Below are 16749 nucleotides of genomic sequence, written 5' to 3' on the forward strand. Positions count from 1 at the left end.
ATCCTGGCTTAATCCTGAGGTGGCAGCGTCGCCCGGGAATTTTGGTTTCAACTCTAACGAGGAGTCGCAATGCTGCCTTACCCGCAGATCGACCCGGTGGCCCTGGCCATCGGTCCGCTGAAAATCCACTGGTACGGCCTGATGTACCTCGTCGGCATCGGCGGCGCATGGCTGCTGGCGTCGAGCCGGCTCAACCGTTTCGACCCGACCTGGACCAAGGAGAAGCTCTCCGATCTGGTGTTCTGGCTGTCGATGGGGGTGATTGTCGGTGGACGTCTGGGTTACGTGCTGTTCTATGATCTGAGCGCCTACATCGCCAACCCGACGCTGATTTTCGAAGTGTGGAAGGGCGGCATGTCGTTCCATGGCGGATTCATCGGGGTGATGCTCGCCGCGCTGTGGTTCGGCAAGCGTAATGGCAAGTCGTTCTTCCAACTGATGGACTTCGTCGCACCGATGGTGCCGATCGGTCTGGGTGCCGGGCGAATCGGCAACTTCATCAACGCCGAGCTGTGGGGCAAGGCCACCGACGTGCCGTGGGCCATGGTGTTCCCGCCGTTCAGCGATCCGGCGCAACTGCCGCGTCACCCGTCGCAGCTGTATCAGTTCGCGCTCGAAGGCGTGGCGCTGTTCCTGATCCTGTGGCTGTTCTCGCGTAAACCGCGTCCGACCATGGCCGTATCCGGCATGTTCGCGCTTTTTTACGGCATTTTCCGTTTTATTGTCGAGTTCGTCCGCGTTCCGGACGCGCAACTGGGCTACCTGGCCTGGAACTGGCTGACCATGGGTCAGGTGCTGTGCGTACCGATGATCGTCGGCGGTCTGTTCCTGATCTGGCTGGCCTATCGTCGTGCGCCGGCAGCGCCGCTCGCGCCGACCGCTTAAACTACGAACCCCGGCGCGCGACGCCGGGGCTCAAAGGACACAGGTAACTCATGAAGCAATATCTCGAACTGGTCTCGCACGTCATCCAGAACGGCACCAAACAGGCCAACCGCACCGGCATCAACACCATCAGCTTCCCGGGTGCGATGCTGCGTTTCGATCTGCAGGAAGGCTTTCCGGCGATCACCACCCGCAAGATGGCCTTCAAATCGGCCATCGGCGAGATGTGCGGTTTTCTGCGTGGCGTGAACAACGCCGCGGAATTCCGTGCGCTGGGCTGCAAGGTCTGGGATCAGAACGCCAACGAAAATGCGCAATGGCTGGCCAACCCGTTCCGTCAGGGCGAGGACGACCTCGGCGAAATCTACGGCGTGCAATGGCGCAAGTGGCCGGCGTACAAGCAGATCCCGCTGAGCAACACCGCCGCCATCGAACAGACACTGAGCAACGGCTACAAGCAGATCGCCCAGGGCGAAGAAGACGGCCAGGCTTACGTGGTGCTGTACAAAGCCATCGATCAGGTGCGCCAGTGCGTCGACACGATCATCAACGACCCGGGCAGCCGCCGCATCCTGTTCCACGGCTGGAACGTCGCCCAGCTCGATGAAATGGCCCTGCCGCCATGCCATCTGCTGTACCAGTTCCACCCGAACGTCGAGACCAAAGAGATCTCCCTGACCCTGTACATCCGCTCCAACGACTTGGGTCTGGGTACGCCGTTCAACCTCACCGAAGGCGCTGCGCTGCTCAGCCTGATCGGGCGCCTGACCGGCTACACGCCGCGCTGGTTCACCTATTTCATCGGTGATGCGCACGTCTACGAGAACCACCTGGACATGCTCAACGAACAGCTCAAGCGCGAGCCATTCGCCATGCCGAAACTGAAAATCTCCGACCGCGTACCGGAGTTTGCCAAGACCGGTGTGTATCAGCCGGAGTGGCTGGAGTTGGTAGAACCGAGCGATTTCTCGCTGGAAGGCTATGAGCACCACGCGCCAATGACCGCGCCGATGGCGGTCTAAGCCGTTGCACAAAACCCCTGTGGGAGCGAGCCTGCTCGCGAAGAGGGCGTGTCAGTCATAGAGATGTCGACTGATACACCGCTTTCGCGAGCAGGCTCGCTCCCACATTGGGTTCTGTGTAAGCCTCAGTGGCCGTGACTGCGGCCGACATGCGAATGCTCAACCTCCGTCGCCACAACCCCGCCACTCACCTCCAGCCGCTGCAAGATCCCGCACTGATCCGCCCCCGGCCCTTCGCCACAGCGTTGGCGCAGGTCGAGCAGTTGTGTCTGCAACGCCAGCAACCCGTCAATCCGCGCTTTCACATGCTGGATGTGCTCGTCGATCAGCGTATTGACGCTTGCACACTGATCCTGCGGGCTGTCGCGCATGGCCAGCAGGCTGCGGATTTCTTCGAGGGTCATGTCGAGGGTGCGGCAGTTGCGGATGAAGGTCAGGCGTTCGGCGTGGGCCTGGGTGTAAACGCGGTAGTTACCGTCGCTGCGCGCCGGCTCCGGCAGCAGGTTTTCGCGCTCGTAATAGCGGATGGTTTCCACGGCGCAGTCGGTGAGTTTGGCCAGTTCTCCGATCTTCATGACGGCAATCTCCAAAAGGGTGCTTGACCCTATAGTGGCTACAGGGTCTTTACTTGGCAACAGGCACCTTCATGGACGCGACCCGATGAGCGATTCCCAGCACACCCACAAGCCCGGCGACGGGCACGATCATAGCCACAGCCATAAATTGCAGCCTGTGCATAAGCACGAACATGGCGGCGATTCCTGCTGCGGGTCGAAAGCCGCAGCATCGGCACCGGTTCATTCGCACGAAGATTCTTGCTGCTCGTCGACAGCTGCCGCGCCTGCGTTGGTGCAACTGAGCGAGAAAACCAGCGCTGACGCCCGACTGAGCAGTTTCCGCATCGAAGCGATGGACTGCCCGACCGAGCAGACGCTGATCCAGAACAAACTCGGCAAACTGGCCGGTGTGCAGCAGCTGGAATTCAACCTGATCAACCGCGTGCTCGGCGTGACCCACAATCTGCCGGACACCGCGCCGATCACCGAGGCGATCACGTCCTTGGGCATGCACGCCGAGCCACTGGAGGCGGGAGTCGAAACCCCGGCCCCGGCGCCGGTGAAAAAACACTGGTGGCCACTGGCGCTGTCTGGCGTTGGTGCGCTGGCGGCTGAAGTGATCCACTTCACCAACGCCGCGCCGACCTGGGTGGTGGCGATCATTGCGCTGGTGTCGATCCTCAGCGGCGGCCTGACCACCTATAAAAAGGGCTGGATCGCCCTGAAAAACCGCAACCTCAACATCAACGCGCTGATGAGCATCGCGGTGACCGGCGCAATCCTCATCGGTCAGTGGCCGGAAGCGGCGATGGTGATGTTCCTGTTCACTGTGGCCGAGCTGATCGAGGCGCGCTCGCTGGATCGTGCGCGCAATGCCATCAGCGGCCTGATGCAGATGACCCCGGAACAGGCCACGGTGCAGCAAGCCGACGGCAACTGGATCGAACAAGAGGTTAAAAGCGTCGAACTCGGCGCCCGCGTGCGGGTAAAACCCGGCGAGCGCATTGCGCTGGACGGCGAGGTCGTCAGCGGCAGTTCGACCATCGATCAGGCGCCGATCACCGGTGAAAGCCTGCCGGTGGAGAAAACCGTGGGCGACAAAGTCTTCGCCGGCACCATCAACCAGGCCGGTTCGCTGGAATACTCGGTGACTGCGGCGGCGAACAACTCGACCCTGGCGCGGATCATCCACGCCGTCGAGCAGGCTCAGGGTGCGCGGGCGCCGACGCAGCGCTTCGTCGATCAGTTCTCGAAATTCTACACCCCGGTGGTGTTCGTCCTGGCGCTGGCGGTGGCGATCATTCCGCCGCTGTTTATGGGCGCGTTGTGGTTCGACTGGATCTACCGTGCGCTGGTGCTGCTGGTGGTGGCGTGTCCCTGTGCACTGGTGATTTCCACCCCGGTGACCATCGTCAGCGGCCTCGCGGCAGCGGCGCGCAAAGGCATTCTGGTCAAGGGTGGCGTGTACCTGGAGGGCGGCTTCAAGCTCGACTATCTGGCGCTGGATAAGACCGGCACGATCACCCACGGCAAACCGGTGCAGACCGATTACCTGTCGCTGGACCCGACCGCTGACGACACTGCTCCGGCAATCGCCGCCGCACTGGCCAGGCGCTCCGATCACCCGGTGTCGCTGGCCATCGCCAATGCGGCTGTGGATAAAAAACTCGCCGTGCTGACTGTGGATAACTTCGAAGCGCTGGCCGGTCGTGGCGTGAAGGGACAGGTCAACGGCCAGACCTATCACTTGGGCAACCATCGTCTGGTCGAGGAGCTGGGCCTGTGCTCGCCGCAACTCGAAGAGAAGCTGTTTGCGCTGGAGAAACAGGGCAAGTCCGTGGTGCTGCTGCTCGACAGTTCTGGTCCGCTGGCGCTGTTCGCCGTGGCCGACACGGTCAAGGAGTCCAGCCGCGAAGCGATCCGCCAGTTGCACGCGCTGGGCGTGAAAACCATGATGCTCACCGGTGACAACGTGCACACCGCGCAGGCGATTGCCGCGCAGGTCGGCATCGATCAGGCCAAGGGCGACTTGCTGCCAACCGACAAGCTGCAAGCCATCGAAGCGCTTTATGCACAGGGTCATCGGGTGGGCATGGTTGGCGACGGCATCAACGACGCTCCTGCACTGGCCCGCGCCGAGATTGGTTTCGCCATGGCGGCCGCCGGCACCGACACCGCGATTGAAACCGCCGATGTCGCCCTGATGGACGACGATCTGCGCAAAATTCCCGCGTTCATCAGCCTGTCGCGTGACACCGCGAGCATCCTGAAACAGAACATCGCCTTGGCACTGGTGATCAAGGCTATCTTTCTTGGGGTAACCTTCGCCGGACTCGCCACCATGTGGATGGCGGTGTTCGCCGACATGGGCGTGAGCCTGCTGGTGGTGTTCAACGGTTTGCGCCTGCTGCGTAAATAAACGATGAGGGACGGGTGTGCTGAGTGCCGAGCTGAAAGCGTTTTATATGGTCGCCCGCCTGGGCAGCATCACGCTGGCAGCGAAGAAACTCGGCCTCAGCCAACCCACCGTGACCACGCAGATCCGTAACCTGGAAAGCCAGTATTCGGTGGAGCTGTTCTACCGTGGCGGTCGGCGCCTGAGCGTCAGCGACGAGGGCGCGCGGTTGCTGCCGATGGTCAAGGCGCTGTTGCAGCAGGAGGCCGACATCGAGTTCTTCCTGCGCAACAGCGGTCAGGTGCAGGGCACGCTACGCATCGCCGCCACCGCGCCGTATTACATCCTCGATCTGGTCAAGACCTTCCGCGAGCGCCTGCCGCAGGTGGAAGTGTCGGTGGAAATCGGCAACTCGCAGCAAGTGCTCGAAGCGCTGGAGGATTATCGGGTGGACGTCGCCGCGTCGTCGCAGTTGCTTGAGGATGCGCGGTTGATTCGCCGGGTATTGGGCAGCGATCCACTGGTACTGGCGGTGCATCGCAACCATCCGCTGGCGGCGCAGGAGCATGTGGCGTTGAGTGCACTGGCCGGGCATACGTTGTTGATGCGCGAGTCGGGTTCGACCACCCGCCGTTTGACCGAGGAGTTGCTGGAAAGCGCCGGGGTCAGTTTCGGGCCGCTGCTGGAAATTGGCAGCCGCGAGTCGATCCGCGAGGCGGTGCTGCGCAACATCGGCATCAGCATCATTGCCCGCCAGGAAGTCCCGCACGATCCGCAATTGCGGGTGCTGACTATCGAGAATGCGCCGCAGATTCCCGAGTATCTGTATTGCCTCAAGGAGCGCAAGGGTGCGCGGTTGCCGGCGGCGTTTCTGGGGTTGGCCCAGGAAATGTCCCCGGCCTGATTTCTTCACTGTTCACACTGGCCCCATCGCTGGCAAGCCAGCTCCCACAGGTATTTCAGGTGTTCACAAAATCTGCATTCACTGAAGATCCTTGTGGGAGCTGGCTTGCCAGCGATGGGGCCAGACCCGGCAACCCATGACTTGAAACCTGAACCAAAATCCCCGAATACCACTATCAGCCGTTTTTGCCCTACTGCCACATGACGGACGCATTACAACTCTAGGATTGGCCCCATCTGCTTGATGAGGTCTGTCCATGAATCCTGTAATCGCAACTGCCCTGACCAACCCCGGTGCGCCGATGAAAGTGCGCGGCGTGCAGAAGCGCTTCGGCGCGTTCACCGCACTGGATAACGTCTCCCTCGATGTTGCGGCCGGTGAGCTGGTGTGCCTGCTCGGCCCCTCGGGTTGCGGCAAGACCACGCTGCTGCGCTGCATCGCCGGGCTGGAGAAGCAGGACAGCGGCGAGTTGTACCTCGGCGATCGCGATGTCTCGCACCTTGCGCCGCAGGCCCGGGATTACGGCATTCTGTTCCAGTCCTACGCGCTGTTCCCCAATCTGACCGTCGAAGCGAACATTGCCTACGGCCTCGCCGGCAGTGGTCGCGACGAAGTACGCCGTCGCGTCGGGCAGATGCTGGAACTGGTCGGCCTCACCGGCAGTGAGAAAAAGTACCCGGGCCAGTTGTCCGGCGGCCAGCAACAGCGGGTTGCCCTGGCTCGTGCCCTGGCCCCGGCGCCGTCGCTGCTGTTGCTTGATGAACCGATGTCGGCGCTGGACGCCCGGGTACGTGAGCATCTGTGCACCGAACTGCGCCAACTGCAGCGCAACCTCGGCATCACCACCCTGATGGTCACGCACAATCAGGACGAAGCCATGCTGATGGCCGACCGCATCGCCGTGATGAACAACGGCCGGGTCGAGCAGTACGCCACCCCGCAGGAAATCTACAACCGCCCGGCCACGCCATTTGTCGCCGAGTTTGTCGGGCAGGGCAACTGGCTGCCGTTCCAGCGCAGCAGCGCCAGTCACGCCCGGGTTGGCGGGATGGATGTGCGTCTGGCGGATGGCAGTGTGAGCGGTGCTTCGGGCCGACTGTTCTGTCGCCCGGAAGCAATCAACGTCAATCCGCTGGTGCACGAAGAAAACCTGTTCCCGGCCAAGGTGCGCGAGATCACCTTCCTCGGCAATCGCTGCCGCATGAGCTTCGAACTCGACCAATTGCCGGGCCACGCGCTGCTTGCTGAACTGGCGCCGGAAGCCATGCCACGCCTTGGCGCCCAGCAGATCATGGTCGCCTTGCCACCGCGCAGCCTGCAGGTGTTTGCCTGATGAGCGCGAACATCGCACTGCCGCTACCGCACAAGCAAGCGCGGCGAGTGTCCGGGGCCGAGGTCGGTGACCGGATCTTCGTCCTCGGCGGCAAACTCCTGCTGCTGTTGCTGCTCGGTATCGCCGTGCTGCTGCCGTTGCTGGCGATCTTCTGGCGTGGCTTCAGCAGTGAGGCCGGGCAGGGCGGTGGCTGGCTCGCCGCTAAGGAGTTGGTCAGCAGCGAGAATTTCCACTGGCTGCTCGGCAACAGCCTGAAAGTTTCCCTCAGCGTCGCGGCCATCGTCGTACCGCTGGCCTACCTGTTTGCCTACGCCCTGCAACGCACGATGATTCCGGCCAAGGGCCTCTGGCGCGGGATCTCCCTGCTGCCATTGATGGCGCCGTCGATGCTGCCGGGTATCGCATTGGTCTATCTGTTCGGCAACCAAGGCATGTTGCGCGGGCTGCTCTCGGACAATATCTACGGGTTCTGGGGGATCGTGCTGGGTGAGGTGATCTACACCTTTCCCCATGCGCTGATGATTCTGCTGTCGGCGCTGTCGCTGGCCGATGCGCGGCTGTTCGATGCGGCGTCGAGCATGGGCGCCAGTCCGGCGAAAGCCTTTCGCAGCATCACCTGGCCGGCGACCCGGCAGGCCGTGTTTGCCGCGTTCTGTCTGGTGTTCACCCTGACCATCACCGATTTCGGCGTGCCAGTGGTGGTCGGTGGCGACTATCAAGTGCTGGCGCTGGAGGCTTACAAAGCCGTGGTTGGTCAGCAACAATTCGGTCGCGGTGCGCTGATCGGCATGGTGCTGTTGCTGCCGGCGCTGTTCAGCTTTGGCGTCGATGCCTGGTTGCGTCGGCGTCACGGTGATTCCATGAGCGGCCGCGCCCAGGTGTTCAAACCGGCGCCGTCGAAATTGCGTGATGGCTGCTATCTGGCGATTGTTTTGTTGATCAGCGCGGCGCTGCTGCTGGTGTTCGGCATGGCAGTGTTTTCGTCGCTGGTGAAGTTCTGGCCGTACAACCTGTCGCTGTCGCTCAATCACTATCAGTTCAACGAGACCGCCGGCGGTGGCTGGCTGGCCTACGGCAACAGCTTGAAGATGGCGCTGGGCACGGCGCTGATCGGCAGCGTGCTGATCTTCACTGGCGCTTACCTGATGGAGAAAACCCGCAGCCAACGCGGCCTCAACCTGACGTTGCGCATGCTCAGTTTCATCCCGATGGCAGTGCCGGGGCTGGTGCTCGGTCTGGGTTACGTCTTCTTCTTCAACCTCAGCGGCAACCCGCTGCACGTGCTGTACAGCACGATGACCCTGCTGATCGTCTGCACCATTGCTCACTATCTGACCACCGCACAAATGACCGCAACCACCGCGCTGCGCCAGCTCGACGCCGAGTTCGAGGCCGCCGCGCTGTCGCTCAAGGCCCCGCTGTACCGCCACTACCTGCGCGTCACCGTGCCGATCTGCCTGCCGGCGCTGCTGGACATCGTGCGCTACCTGTTTGTCTCGGCGATGACCACGGTGTCGGCGGCGATCTTCCTCTACAGCCCCGACACCATCCTCGCGGCGGTCGCGGTGCTGAACATGGATGACGCCGGCAACGTCGGCGGCGCGGCGGCGATGTCGACCCTGATTCTGTTCACCTCGGCAGGCGTGTCCTTGCTGCTGGCGTGGGCTTCGCGCGGCTTGCTGCGCCGTTCCCAGGCCTGGCGGCAAACCGCGCCCGGTCACTGATTGACGACTTATCCCTACAGCCTCAACTCACCGACAGGAAAACGATCATGTTCAAGCCTATGGCCCTGGCCGCTGCTGTGCTCGCTACTTTCAGCCTGAACGCCTTCGCGGCAAAAACCGAGTTGACGGTGTACACCGCCCTCGAAGCCGAGCAACTGACCGCTTACAAAGCCGCGTTCGAGAAGGCCAACCCGGACGTCGAGATCAAGTGGGTGCGTGATTCCACCGGGATCATCACCGCCAAGTTGCTGGCCGAAAAGGCCCGTCCGCAGGCTGACGCGGTGTGGGGCCTGGCCGCTTCGAGCCTGGCGATCCTCGATCAGCAGGGCATGCTGCAAAGCTACGCACCGAAGGATCTGGGCAAGATCGGCGCGAACTACCGCGATGCTGCCAACCCGCCAGCCTGGGTCGGCATGGACGTGTGGGCCGCGACCATTTGCTTCAACACCGTCGAAGCCGAGAAGCAGGGCCTGAGCAAACCAGTGAGCTGGCAGGATCTGACCAAGCCTGAGTACAAGGGCAAGATCGTCATGCCTAACCCGGCGTCGTCCGGCACCGGTTTCCTCGACGTCAGCGCCTGGCTGCAAACCTTCGGCGAGAAGCAGGGCTGGGCCTACATGGACGGTCTGCACCAGAACATCGGCCAGTATGTTCACTCCGGTTCCAAGCCTTGCAAACTGGCTGCTGCGGGCGAATTCCCGATCGGCATTTCCTTCGAATACCCGGCCGTACAGCTGAAACGCCAGGGCGCGCCGCTGGACATCATCCTGCCGAAGGAAGGCCTGGGCTGGGAGATCGAAGCCACTGCGGTAATCAAAGGCACGCCGCATGAAGACGCGGCGAAAAAACTCGCAGACTTCTCCGCCAGCGCCGAGGCGATGGATCTGTACAAGGAGAACTTTGCGGTTCTTGCGCAGCCGGGCATCGCCAAGCCGCAGACCGAACTGCCGGCCGACTACGAGCAGCGCCTGATCAAGAACGACTTTGCCTGGGCCTCGAAGAACCGCGACGAGATCCTCACCGAATGGCGCAAGCGGTATGACGGCAAGTCCGAGAAAGTTGTCGCCAAGTAAGATCTTTATCGACTGACAGGGCCTCTTCGCGAGCAAGCCCGCTCCCACATTCGACCGAGTTCCACCGGAAGGAATGCGATCAAACTGTGGGAGCGGGCTTGCTCGCGAAGGCGGTCTCCCATTCAGGGAAAATCTCCATGACTCAACACAAAGACCTGCTGATCGTCGGCGCCGGCATCCTCGGCCTGTCCCACGCTTACGCCGCCGCCAAACGCGGCCTCAAGGTCAGCGTTTTCGAACGCACCGCCACGCCCCTCGGCGCTTCGGTGCGCAACTTTGGTCAGGCGCTGGTCACCGGTCAGCCACCGGGGCCGATGCTCGAGCTGGCCAAGGCCAGCCGCGAGATCTGGGGTGACTGGGCGCAACTCGCCGGTCTCAAGATCAAGCGCAACGGCTCGTACCTGTTCGCCCGCAGCGAAGCCGAAGAGCAACTGCTCGAAGCGTTCTGCGCCGGTCGCGCCGTGGAACATAGCTATAACGTCGACTTGCTGCGTGGCGCTGCCCTGCGTGATCTGTATCACGGTCAGTTCAGCCACCACCGCGCGGCGCTGCACGGCATGGACGATCAACAGCTGTACTCGCGTGAAGCGATTCCGGCGTTGATCGACTATCTGCGCCGCGACCTCGGCGTCGAGTTTCACTTCTCGACGCTGGTACGCGATGTCGAGCCGGGGTACCTGCACAGCACCGCCGGCAGCTTCACGGCGAAGCAGATCATCGTCTGCTCCGGCCACGATTATCAGACCCTGCTGGCCGAACCGATTGCCGCGCTCGATCCGCAGATCTGCCGCCTGCAAATGCTCCGCGCCAAACCGCAGATCGAGCTGAATCTGCAACACGCCTTGCTCACCGGTTTGAGCTGCGTGCACTACGGCGCCTTCGCCGATTTGCCAGAAGCGGCGGCGGTGCAGGCGCAGATCCTGCGCGAACAACCGCACCTGCACGACAACGGCATTCACCTGCTGATCAGTCCGACGTCGTATGGCGAGCTGATCATCGGCGACTCGCACCATTACGGCAGCGATCCGTCGCCGTTCAACGCCGAGCAAGTGGACAACTGGATGCTCGAACTGGCCGAGCACACGCTGGGCTGCAAGGTGCAAGTGGTCGAGCGCTGGCAGGGCGTCTACGGTGCCCGTGGGCCGGGGCCGTTTTCGTTGCTGCGCCCGGCACCGGGGCTGAGTGTGGCGTTGATGCACACCGGCGTCGGCATGAGCGTCGGCCCGGCACTGGCCGAGCGCAACGTGGCTCAATTGCTGGAGGAAATGTGATGGCGGGGCATGCGCAAGTCGTTGACCGGGTGTTTGCGCTGTATGAACGCTTTGGTGCTAGTGATTACATCGGTGAGCCGGTGTCGCAGATCGAACACATGTCTCAGGCAGCGCAGTTGGCGATGGCTGAAGGCTTTGATGATGAAGTGGTGCTGGCGGCGTTCTTTCATGACATCGGCCACCTGTGCGCCGAAGGTGCCGAGAACATTGGCGGTTATGGCGTGGTCAGCCATGAGCGGCTGGGGGCGAATTATTTGCGTGAGGCCGGTTTCAGTGAGCGCCTGGCGCGGCTGGTGGAATATCACGTGCAGGCCAAACGTTATCTGACCTTGCGCGAGCCTGGGTATTTCGAGCGCCTGAGTGAAGCGAGTCGCCGGACCCTGGAGTATCAGGGCGGGGTGATGAGCGAGGCTGAGGCGGATGTGTTTGAGCGGGATCCGTTGTGTGCCGTCAGCTTGCGCATGCGCCATTGGGACGAGCTGGCCAAGGAGAGGGCGGTGCCGGTGATTGACCTTCAGGTGTTGAAGGAGAAAGCGGCGCGGCTGCTGGCTGTGTAATCCATGTCACCGAGTCGCGCCATTCGCGAGCAGGCTCGCTCCCACAGGGTTTTGTGTTCTGACCACGACCCAATGTGGGAGCGAGCCTGCTCGCGAAGAGGCCAGATCAGGCGCTACAAATCTGCAGCCAGAAACTCAATCTGCTCCTGCCGCTCCGCCTGATTCAACTTCGCATGCGGATTGAGCGAAGACCACTGCGGATGCGCCCGCGCCTTGCTCAGCGCATCCGGCAACCTGCCTTCGCGCCAGGTCTTGTCCTGCGGGGTGGCGACCTGAACCGCCTCCATCGCCGCATGCCCGCGCTGATCGAGCGCCAGCAACAGTTGGCGCTGCCGCAACGCCAGCAGCCGCAACACCCCGTCATCCAGGGTCAACTCCCGCTGGCCCCTGATCTTGCCGAGCAGGCGGCTGCCATAACTGCGCGCGGTTTGCAGTGCACCACCGGCAATCGCACCGGCCAATGCCGCCGCACCGAGGGTAATGCCGCCGACCAGCAGATCCACGCCAGCCCCGGCAGCGGCACCGGCAGCAATCCCGCCGCCCACCCGCACGCCGAGTTGCTTCAAAGTTTCCGGGTTGAACAGATCATCGCCCCAACGCCCATCGAGCAACGGCAGATCACTGGCCGCCGCATCCTGCGGGCGAAACGCATAGAGCTTGAGCAACGCTTCGACGCATTTCTGTTCACGCTGGCGCACGGCTTTGCGCAGTTCGCTGATCGCTTGCTGCTCCTGCTCGGCCTCGCTGACCACGCTGCGTCGGCACGCGGCGCAGTCGATCAGCAATTCGGCGATCAAACGCGCCGCACTTTGTTGGCGGGCGAGGCGCTGGGCCTGTTGATCGGCGATCAAGCGCTCCAGTTGCGGACGGGCGTTTTCCAGCAACAGCGCAAGGCTTTCGTACAGGCGCCGCTCGCCATCTTCCGGCGGCGCAACGCTGTCGAAGCGCACCAGCGCATGCAGGCCGAGCCGCGCCAACGCTTCGCGCCAGTCCGGCTCGCGATGGTTGGCGCTGCTGACGAAATTCAGCACCGGCAACAGCGGCTTGCCGCAACTGGCGAGCACTTCGAGTTCGTCACGATACTTGGCCAGCACCGGTTCGCGGGCGTCGATCACATACAGACCGGCGTCCGACGCGAGTAGCTGTCGCAGGACTTTCGCCTCCTGTTCGAAACGCTGACGTGCTTCGCTGCCGTCGAGAAACCGCGCCAGTCGCGCCGGGCCGTCGAGACGTTCGCCGGGGCGCTCCAGACGCTCAAGGAAATCCAGCAGGGCGATGGCGTCTTCCAGCCCCGGCGTGTCGTAGAGATCGAGCAACGGCTCGCCGTCCACCGACAACCGCGCACCCTCGACATGTCGAGTGGTGCTCGGCCGGTGCGAGACTTCGCCGAAACCGACGTCGCGGGTCAGGGTGCGCAGCAGCGAAGTCTTGCCGACGTTGGTGTGGCCGACCACCGCGAGTTTCAGCGGCGCTTTCCGGGCATCAGTCATGACCGCTCTCCAGCCAGTTCATCGGCGCGCAATCGGCGAACGGCAACTCCAGTTGTTGCAGCGCGACGTGCCAGTCGCCGAGACGGGCACTGTCCAGCGCTTCGCCGGGCGGTGCTTGCAGCAGCCAGACCCGGGTGGCGCTGGCGTTGCGCGCCAGTTCGGCGATCAGCGCGAGGCTGCCGCGATCCGGCGAGCGCCGAGGATCGCAGGCGATCAGCAGGCGCGCCGGAGGGAAACGGCTGAGCTGTTCGAGCAGTTTGTGCCGCGATTCGCGGCTGTCGAGGATGCCGGCGTTGCTCACGGTTTTCGGCAGGGCTGGTGGCCATGGGCGCTGATCGTCGAGTTCGATGGCGACCAGCAAAGCGCCGTCGCTGGCGTGTTCGCTGACGCTGCTTTCGACCCGATGCAACTGCGCAGGCGCGGCGTCGTTGATGCCGAGGCGTTCGCTGGTCGGCATCAGCCGTTCACGCAACTGGGCGTAACCGGGCAGGTTCAAGTCCAGCGTCAGCGCGGCTTTGCCGCGACTCCAGCGCCAGAAACACAACAGCGCCAGCAGCAGGCGCGGCAGCACACCGTAGACCACCAGCACGCCGACCAGCCAGGTTGCCCAGGCCTGGCGTGCGCTTTCGATATCCAGCGCTGCGCCGCCACTGGCGCGGATCATCTCCACGGTCGGCACGTTGAAGCCGAGCAGTGCCGGCAGCGCGCCGAGGGCTTGGGTCAGGTTGATAAAGGTGTCGGCGCCGAGAATCGTGGTTTCCCAGACGAAGCCGTAGCGCCGGGTCGCCATCAGCGTCAGCAGCAACAGCAGCGCGCTGAGCATCGCCAGCAACCACAGGCCGTTGACCAACGTGCCGAGCACCCAGCGATTGAGCTTTTTGCGTTGCAACATCAGCAGCAGGGCCGGCGCGAGTTGCGCAGCTTTGGCATCGCGGGCGAGTTTTTCACTGAGCCACAGCCACAAGCGCCCGAGGGTGGCGCCGTGTTCTCCGGCAAAGATCAGCCCCAGTGCCCAGCTCAGTAGCAGAATCAGGTTCAGCCCGAGCAGGCTGCCCAGGGCCCAGAACACATTGACCGGCGTCTGGCTCAGTGCGGCGAAGGCCAGCCCGGCGCCGCTCAGCAGCGCGAAAATCACCAGCAGCACCAGCGCCAGACGCGCGCCTTGCAGCCAGTGCTTGAGTGCTGCGCTCAACCCGTCGCGCTCGGCCAGCCACACGGCGCGGCGCTGAATACGGCCCGGCAGATCGCCGCCGGCCGCGCGGGCCAGACGATTGGCTTCCAGATCTTCCAGGGGGCCTGCGTGTTCTTCGCGCAGGCGGATGGTTTCAGTCAGCCAGAGGTTTTGCAGTGGAGTCAGTTCAGTCACGCGCCATTCCGTTGCTCGATTGAGCAGTGAGCATAACCGCTGTGGCGCTTATCGGGTCAAGCGAGGCTCTGGTATCCTCGCCGGCATGACTAAATCACTCCCCCTCAGCCTGATCGCAGCCCTCGGTGAAAACCGTGTGATCGGCGTCGACAACAGCATGCCCTGGCACCTGCCGGGGGACTTCAAATACTTCAAGGCCACGACCCTCGGCAAGCCGATCATCATGGGCCGTAAGACCTGGGACTCCCTCGGCCGTCCGCTGCCGGGCCGCTTGAACATCGTGGTCAGCCGTCAGCCGGATCTGCTGCTGGAAGGGGCGGAGGTGTATCCGTCGCTGGAAGCCGCGGTGGTTCGCGCCGAGGAATGGGCGAAAGCGCAGGGTGTCGATGAGTTGATGCTGATTGGCGGCGCGCAGTTGTATGCGCAAGGGCTGGCGCAGGCCGATCGTCTGTATCTGACCCGAGTGGCGCTGAGCCCGGAAGGCGATGCGTGGTTTCCGGAGTTCGATCTGAACCAGTGGAAGCTGGTGTCGAACGTGTCGAATCCGGCTGAGGGCGATAAGCCCGCGTACAACTTCGAAGTCTGGGAAAAAGCTTAAGAGCTTCGCGAGCAAGCCCGCTCCCACATTGGATTTGTGTCGATCACAGATCCAATGTGGGAGCGGGCTTGCTCGCGAAGAGGGCAGGTCAGGCAAAGAAGAATTTAAGCCTGAGCAAGCTCCGCATGCTCATCCGCATCCAGCAGTGCTTTATCGGTCTGCTGCATCACTTGGCTGGTAATCGCACCGGCGGTGATCGAACCACTTACGTTCAACGCCGTACGACCCATGTCGATCAGCGGCTCAACCGAAATCAGCAGCGCCACCAGTGACACCGGCAAACCCATCGCCGGCAGCACGATCAGTGCGGCAAACGTCGCGCCGCCACCAACCCCGGCCACACCGGCCGAACTCAAAGTCACAATCGCCACCAGCGTCGCGATCCACAGCGGATCCAGCGGATTGATGCCCACAGTTGGCGCAACCATCACCGCCAACATCGCCGGGTACAGACCGGCGCAACCGTTCTGGCCGATGGTCGCACCGAACGAGGCGGCGAAACTGGCGATCGACTGCGGAATCCCCAGACGACGGGTCTGCGCTTCGATACTCAGCGGAATGCTCGCCGCGCTGGAGCGGCTGGTGAACGCGAACGTCAGCACCGGCCAGATCTTGCGGAAGAAACGCAGCGGGTTGATCCCGGCGGCCGACACCAGCAGGCCATGCACGACAAACATCAGGCCCAGACCGATGTACGAAACCACGACGAAACTGCCGAGCTTGATGATGTCCTGCAGATTGGAACCGGCCACCACTTTGGTCATCAGCGCCAGCACGCCGTACGGGGTCAGCTTCATCACCAGACGCACCAGACTCATCACCCAGGCTTGCAGGGTGTCGATGGCGTTGATCACTTTCTGACCTTTCTCGGCATCATCCTTGAGCAGTTGCAGCGCCGCGACCCCGAGGAACGCGGCGAAGATCACCACGCTGATGATCGAGGTCGGCTTGGCCCGGGCCAGGTCGGCGAACGGGTTCTGCGGAATGAACGACAGCAGCAACTGCGGCACATTCAGGTCGGCAACCTTGCCGGCGTAGTCGGTCTGAATGGTTTGCAGACGGGCCATTTCCTGCGTGCCGGCGACCAGGCCTTCGGCGGTGAGGCCGAACAGGTTGGTCAGGCCGATACCGATCAGCGCCGCGATCGCGGTGGTGAACAGCAGGGTGCCGATGGTCAGGAAGCTGATCTTGCCCAGCGACGAGGCGTTGTGCAGACGCGCAACCGCGCTGAGGATCGAGGCGAACACCAGCGGGATCACGATCATTTGCAGCAACTGCACGTAGCCGTTGCCGACCAGATCGAACCAGCCGATCGAGGCTTTCAGTACCGGGTTGCCGGCACCGTAAACGGTGTGCAGGGCAACACCGAACGCTACGCCGAGTACCAGCGCGAGCAGGACTTTTTTCGCCAGGCTCCACGTCGTGTGGCGGGTTTGCGCCAGACCGAAGAGCAGGGCGAGGAACACCAGCAGATTGAGGATCAGCGGCAGATTCATGAAGACTCCGATAAGACTTGTGCCAGTCGCATTCTTGGGCAACTGCGAACCGGCAAGCCTAACAGTTTGATTTCCAAT

Annotated in this window: 14 protein-coding genes; 10 read left to right on the forward strand and 4 right to left on the reverse strand. The window is 62.8% G+C overall.

The genetic code is table 11. From position 1 onward, the window contains the following. Positions 1 to 69 precede the first annotated feature (69 nt). Positions 70 to 885, forward strand: a complete 816-nt coding sequence (gene lgt, locus ACM6I7_RS14085) for a prolipoprotein diacylglyceryl transferase (protein WP_096795789.1) — start codon at positions 70 to 72, stop codon at positions 883 to 885. Between the two features lie 50 nt (positions 886 to 935). After that, positions 936 to 1907 (forward strand): thymidylate synthase, encoded by a 972-nt coding sequence (locus tag ACM6I7_RS14090; protein ID WP_027610539.1) that lies wholly within the window; start codon positions 936 to 938, stop codon positions 1905 to 1907. 125 nt (positions 1908 to 2032) lie between these two features. Here the strand turns inward: ACM6I7_RS14090 and cadR are convergent, their stop codons facing one another. After that, positions 2033 to 2482, reverse strand: a complete 450-nt coding sequence (cadR, locus tag ACM6I7_RS14095) for a Cd(II)/Pb(II)-responsive transcriptional regulator (RefSeq protein ID WP_007964189.1) — start codon at positions 2480 to 2482, stop codon at positions 2033 to 2035. Positions 2483 to 2567: 85 nt separating this feature from the next. Between cadR and ACM6I7_RS14100 the strand changes: the two genes are divergently transcribed. The 7 genes from ACM6I7_RS14100 to ACM6I7_RS14130 all read left to right on the forward strand — a co-directional run bounded on the left by ACM6I7_RS14100 (position 2568) and on the right by ACM6I7_RS14130 (position 11721). Continuing rightward, the gene (locus tag ACM6I7_RS14100; RefSeq protein WP_414888753.1) at positions 2568 to 4883 is read left to right on the forward strand and encodes a heavy metal translocating P-type ATPase; all 2316 of its coding nucleotides are present in this window, start codon (positions 2568 to 2570) and stop codon (positions 4881 to 4883) included. Positions 4884 to 4899: 16 nt separating this feature from the next. Beyond that, positions 4900 to 5763: a LysR family transcriptional regulator gene (locus tag ACM6I7_RS14105; RefSeq protein ID WP_041072184.1), complete on the forward strand. Its 864-nt coding sequence runs from the start codon at positions 4900 to 4902 to the stop codon at positions 5761 to 5763. Between the two features lie 256 nt (positions 5764 to 6019). Beyond that, positions 6020 to 7096, forward strand: a complete 1077-nt coding sequence (locus ACM6I7_RS14110) for a putative 2-aminoethylphosphonate ABC transporter ATP-binding protein (RefSeq protein WP_414888754.1) — start codon at positions 6020 to 6022, stop codon at positions 7094 to 7096. Further along, positions 7096 to 8820 carry a putative 2-aminoethylphosphonate ABC transporter permease subunit gene (locus ACM6I7_RS14115; protein WP_285373042.1) on the forward strand — a complete coding sequence of 575 codons (1725 nt, stop codon included), beginning with the start codon at positions 7096 to 7098 and terminating at the stop codon, positions 8818 to 8820. The genes ACM6I7_RS14110 and ACM6I7_RS14115 overlap by 1 nt, the downstream gene beginning before the upstream one ends. 47 nt (positions 8821 to 8867) lie before the next feature. Continuing rightward, a complete protein-coding gene (locus ACM6I7_RS14120; protein ID WP_003229178.1) occupies positions 8868 to 9893 on the forward strand; it encodes a putative 2-aminoethylphosphonate ABC transporter substrate-binding protein in 1026 nt (341 codons plus the stop codon). 137 nt (positions 9894 to 10030) lie between these two features. After that, on the forward strand, positions 10031 to 11164 hold the full coding sequence (locus ACM6I7_RS14125) for a TIGR03364 family FAD-dependent oxidoreductase (protein ID WP_414888755.1): 1134 nt from the start codon (positions 10031 to 10033) through the stop codon (positions 11162 to 11164). Next, on the forward strand, positions 11164 to 11721 hold the full coding sequence (locus ACM6I7_RS14130; protein WP_414888756.1) for a phosphonate degradation HD-domain oxygenase: 558 nt from the start codon (positions 11164 to 11166) through the stop codon (positions 11719 to 11721). Before ACM6I7_RS14125 ends, ACM6I7_RS14130 begins: the two co-directional genes overlap by 1 nt. Positions 11722 to 11834: 113 nt before the next feature. On the opposite strand, the gene ACM6I7_RS14135 is transcribed toward ACM6I7_RS14130, so the two are convergent. Both ACM6I7_RS14135 and ACM6I7_RS14140 read right to left on the reverse strand, forming a co-directional pair. Next, positions 11835 to 13211, reverse strand: a complete 1377-nt coding sequence (locus ACM6I7_RS14135; RefSeq protein WP_414888757.1) for a GTPase/DUF3482 domain-containing protein — start codon at positions 13209 to 13211, stop codon at positions 11835 to 11837. Beyond that, positions 13204 to 14577 carry a DUF2868 domain-containing protein gene (locus tag ACM6I7_RS14140; protein WP_414888758.1) on the reverse strand — a complete coding sequence of 458 codons (1374 nt, stop codon included), beginning with the start codon at positions 14575 to 14577 and terminating at the stop codon, positions 13204 to 13206. Before ACM6I7_RS14140 ends, ACM6I7_RS14135 begins: the two co-directional genes overlap by 8 nt. An 85-nt stretch (positions 14578 to 14662) precedes the next feature. Here ACM6I7_RS14140 and ACM6I7_RS14145 point away from each other — a divergent pair, with 85 nt between their 5' ends. After that, positions 14663 to 15175 carry a dihydrofolate reductase gene (locus ACM6I7_RS14145; RefSeq protein WP_097088936.1) on the forward strand — a complete coding sequence of 171 codons (513 nt, stop codon included), beginning with the start codon at positions 14663 to 14665 and terminating at the stop codon, positions 15173 to 15175. A gap of 104 nt (positions 15176 to 15279) precedes the next feature. Here ACM6I7_RS14145 and ACM6I7_RS14150 read toward each other — a convergent pair whose 3' ends face one another. After that, positions 15280 to 16671 (reverse strand): L-cystine transporter, encoded by a 1392-nt coding sequence (locus ACM6I7_RS14150; RefSeq protein WP_414888759.1) that lies wholly within the window; start codon positions 16669 to 16671, stop codon positions 15280 to 15282. Positions 16672 to 16749 lie beyond the last annotated feature (78 nt).

It is taken from the genome of Pseudomonas sp. IT-93MI4 (assembly GCF_949767635.1).
Lineage (GTDB): Bacteria > Pseudomonadota > Gammaproteobacteria > Pseudomonadales > Pseudomonadaceae > Aquipseudomonas > Aquipseudomonas putida_A.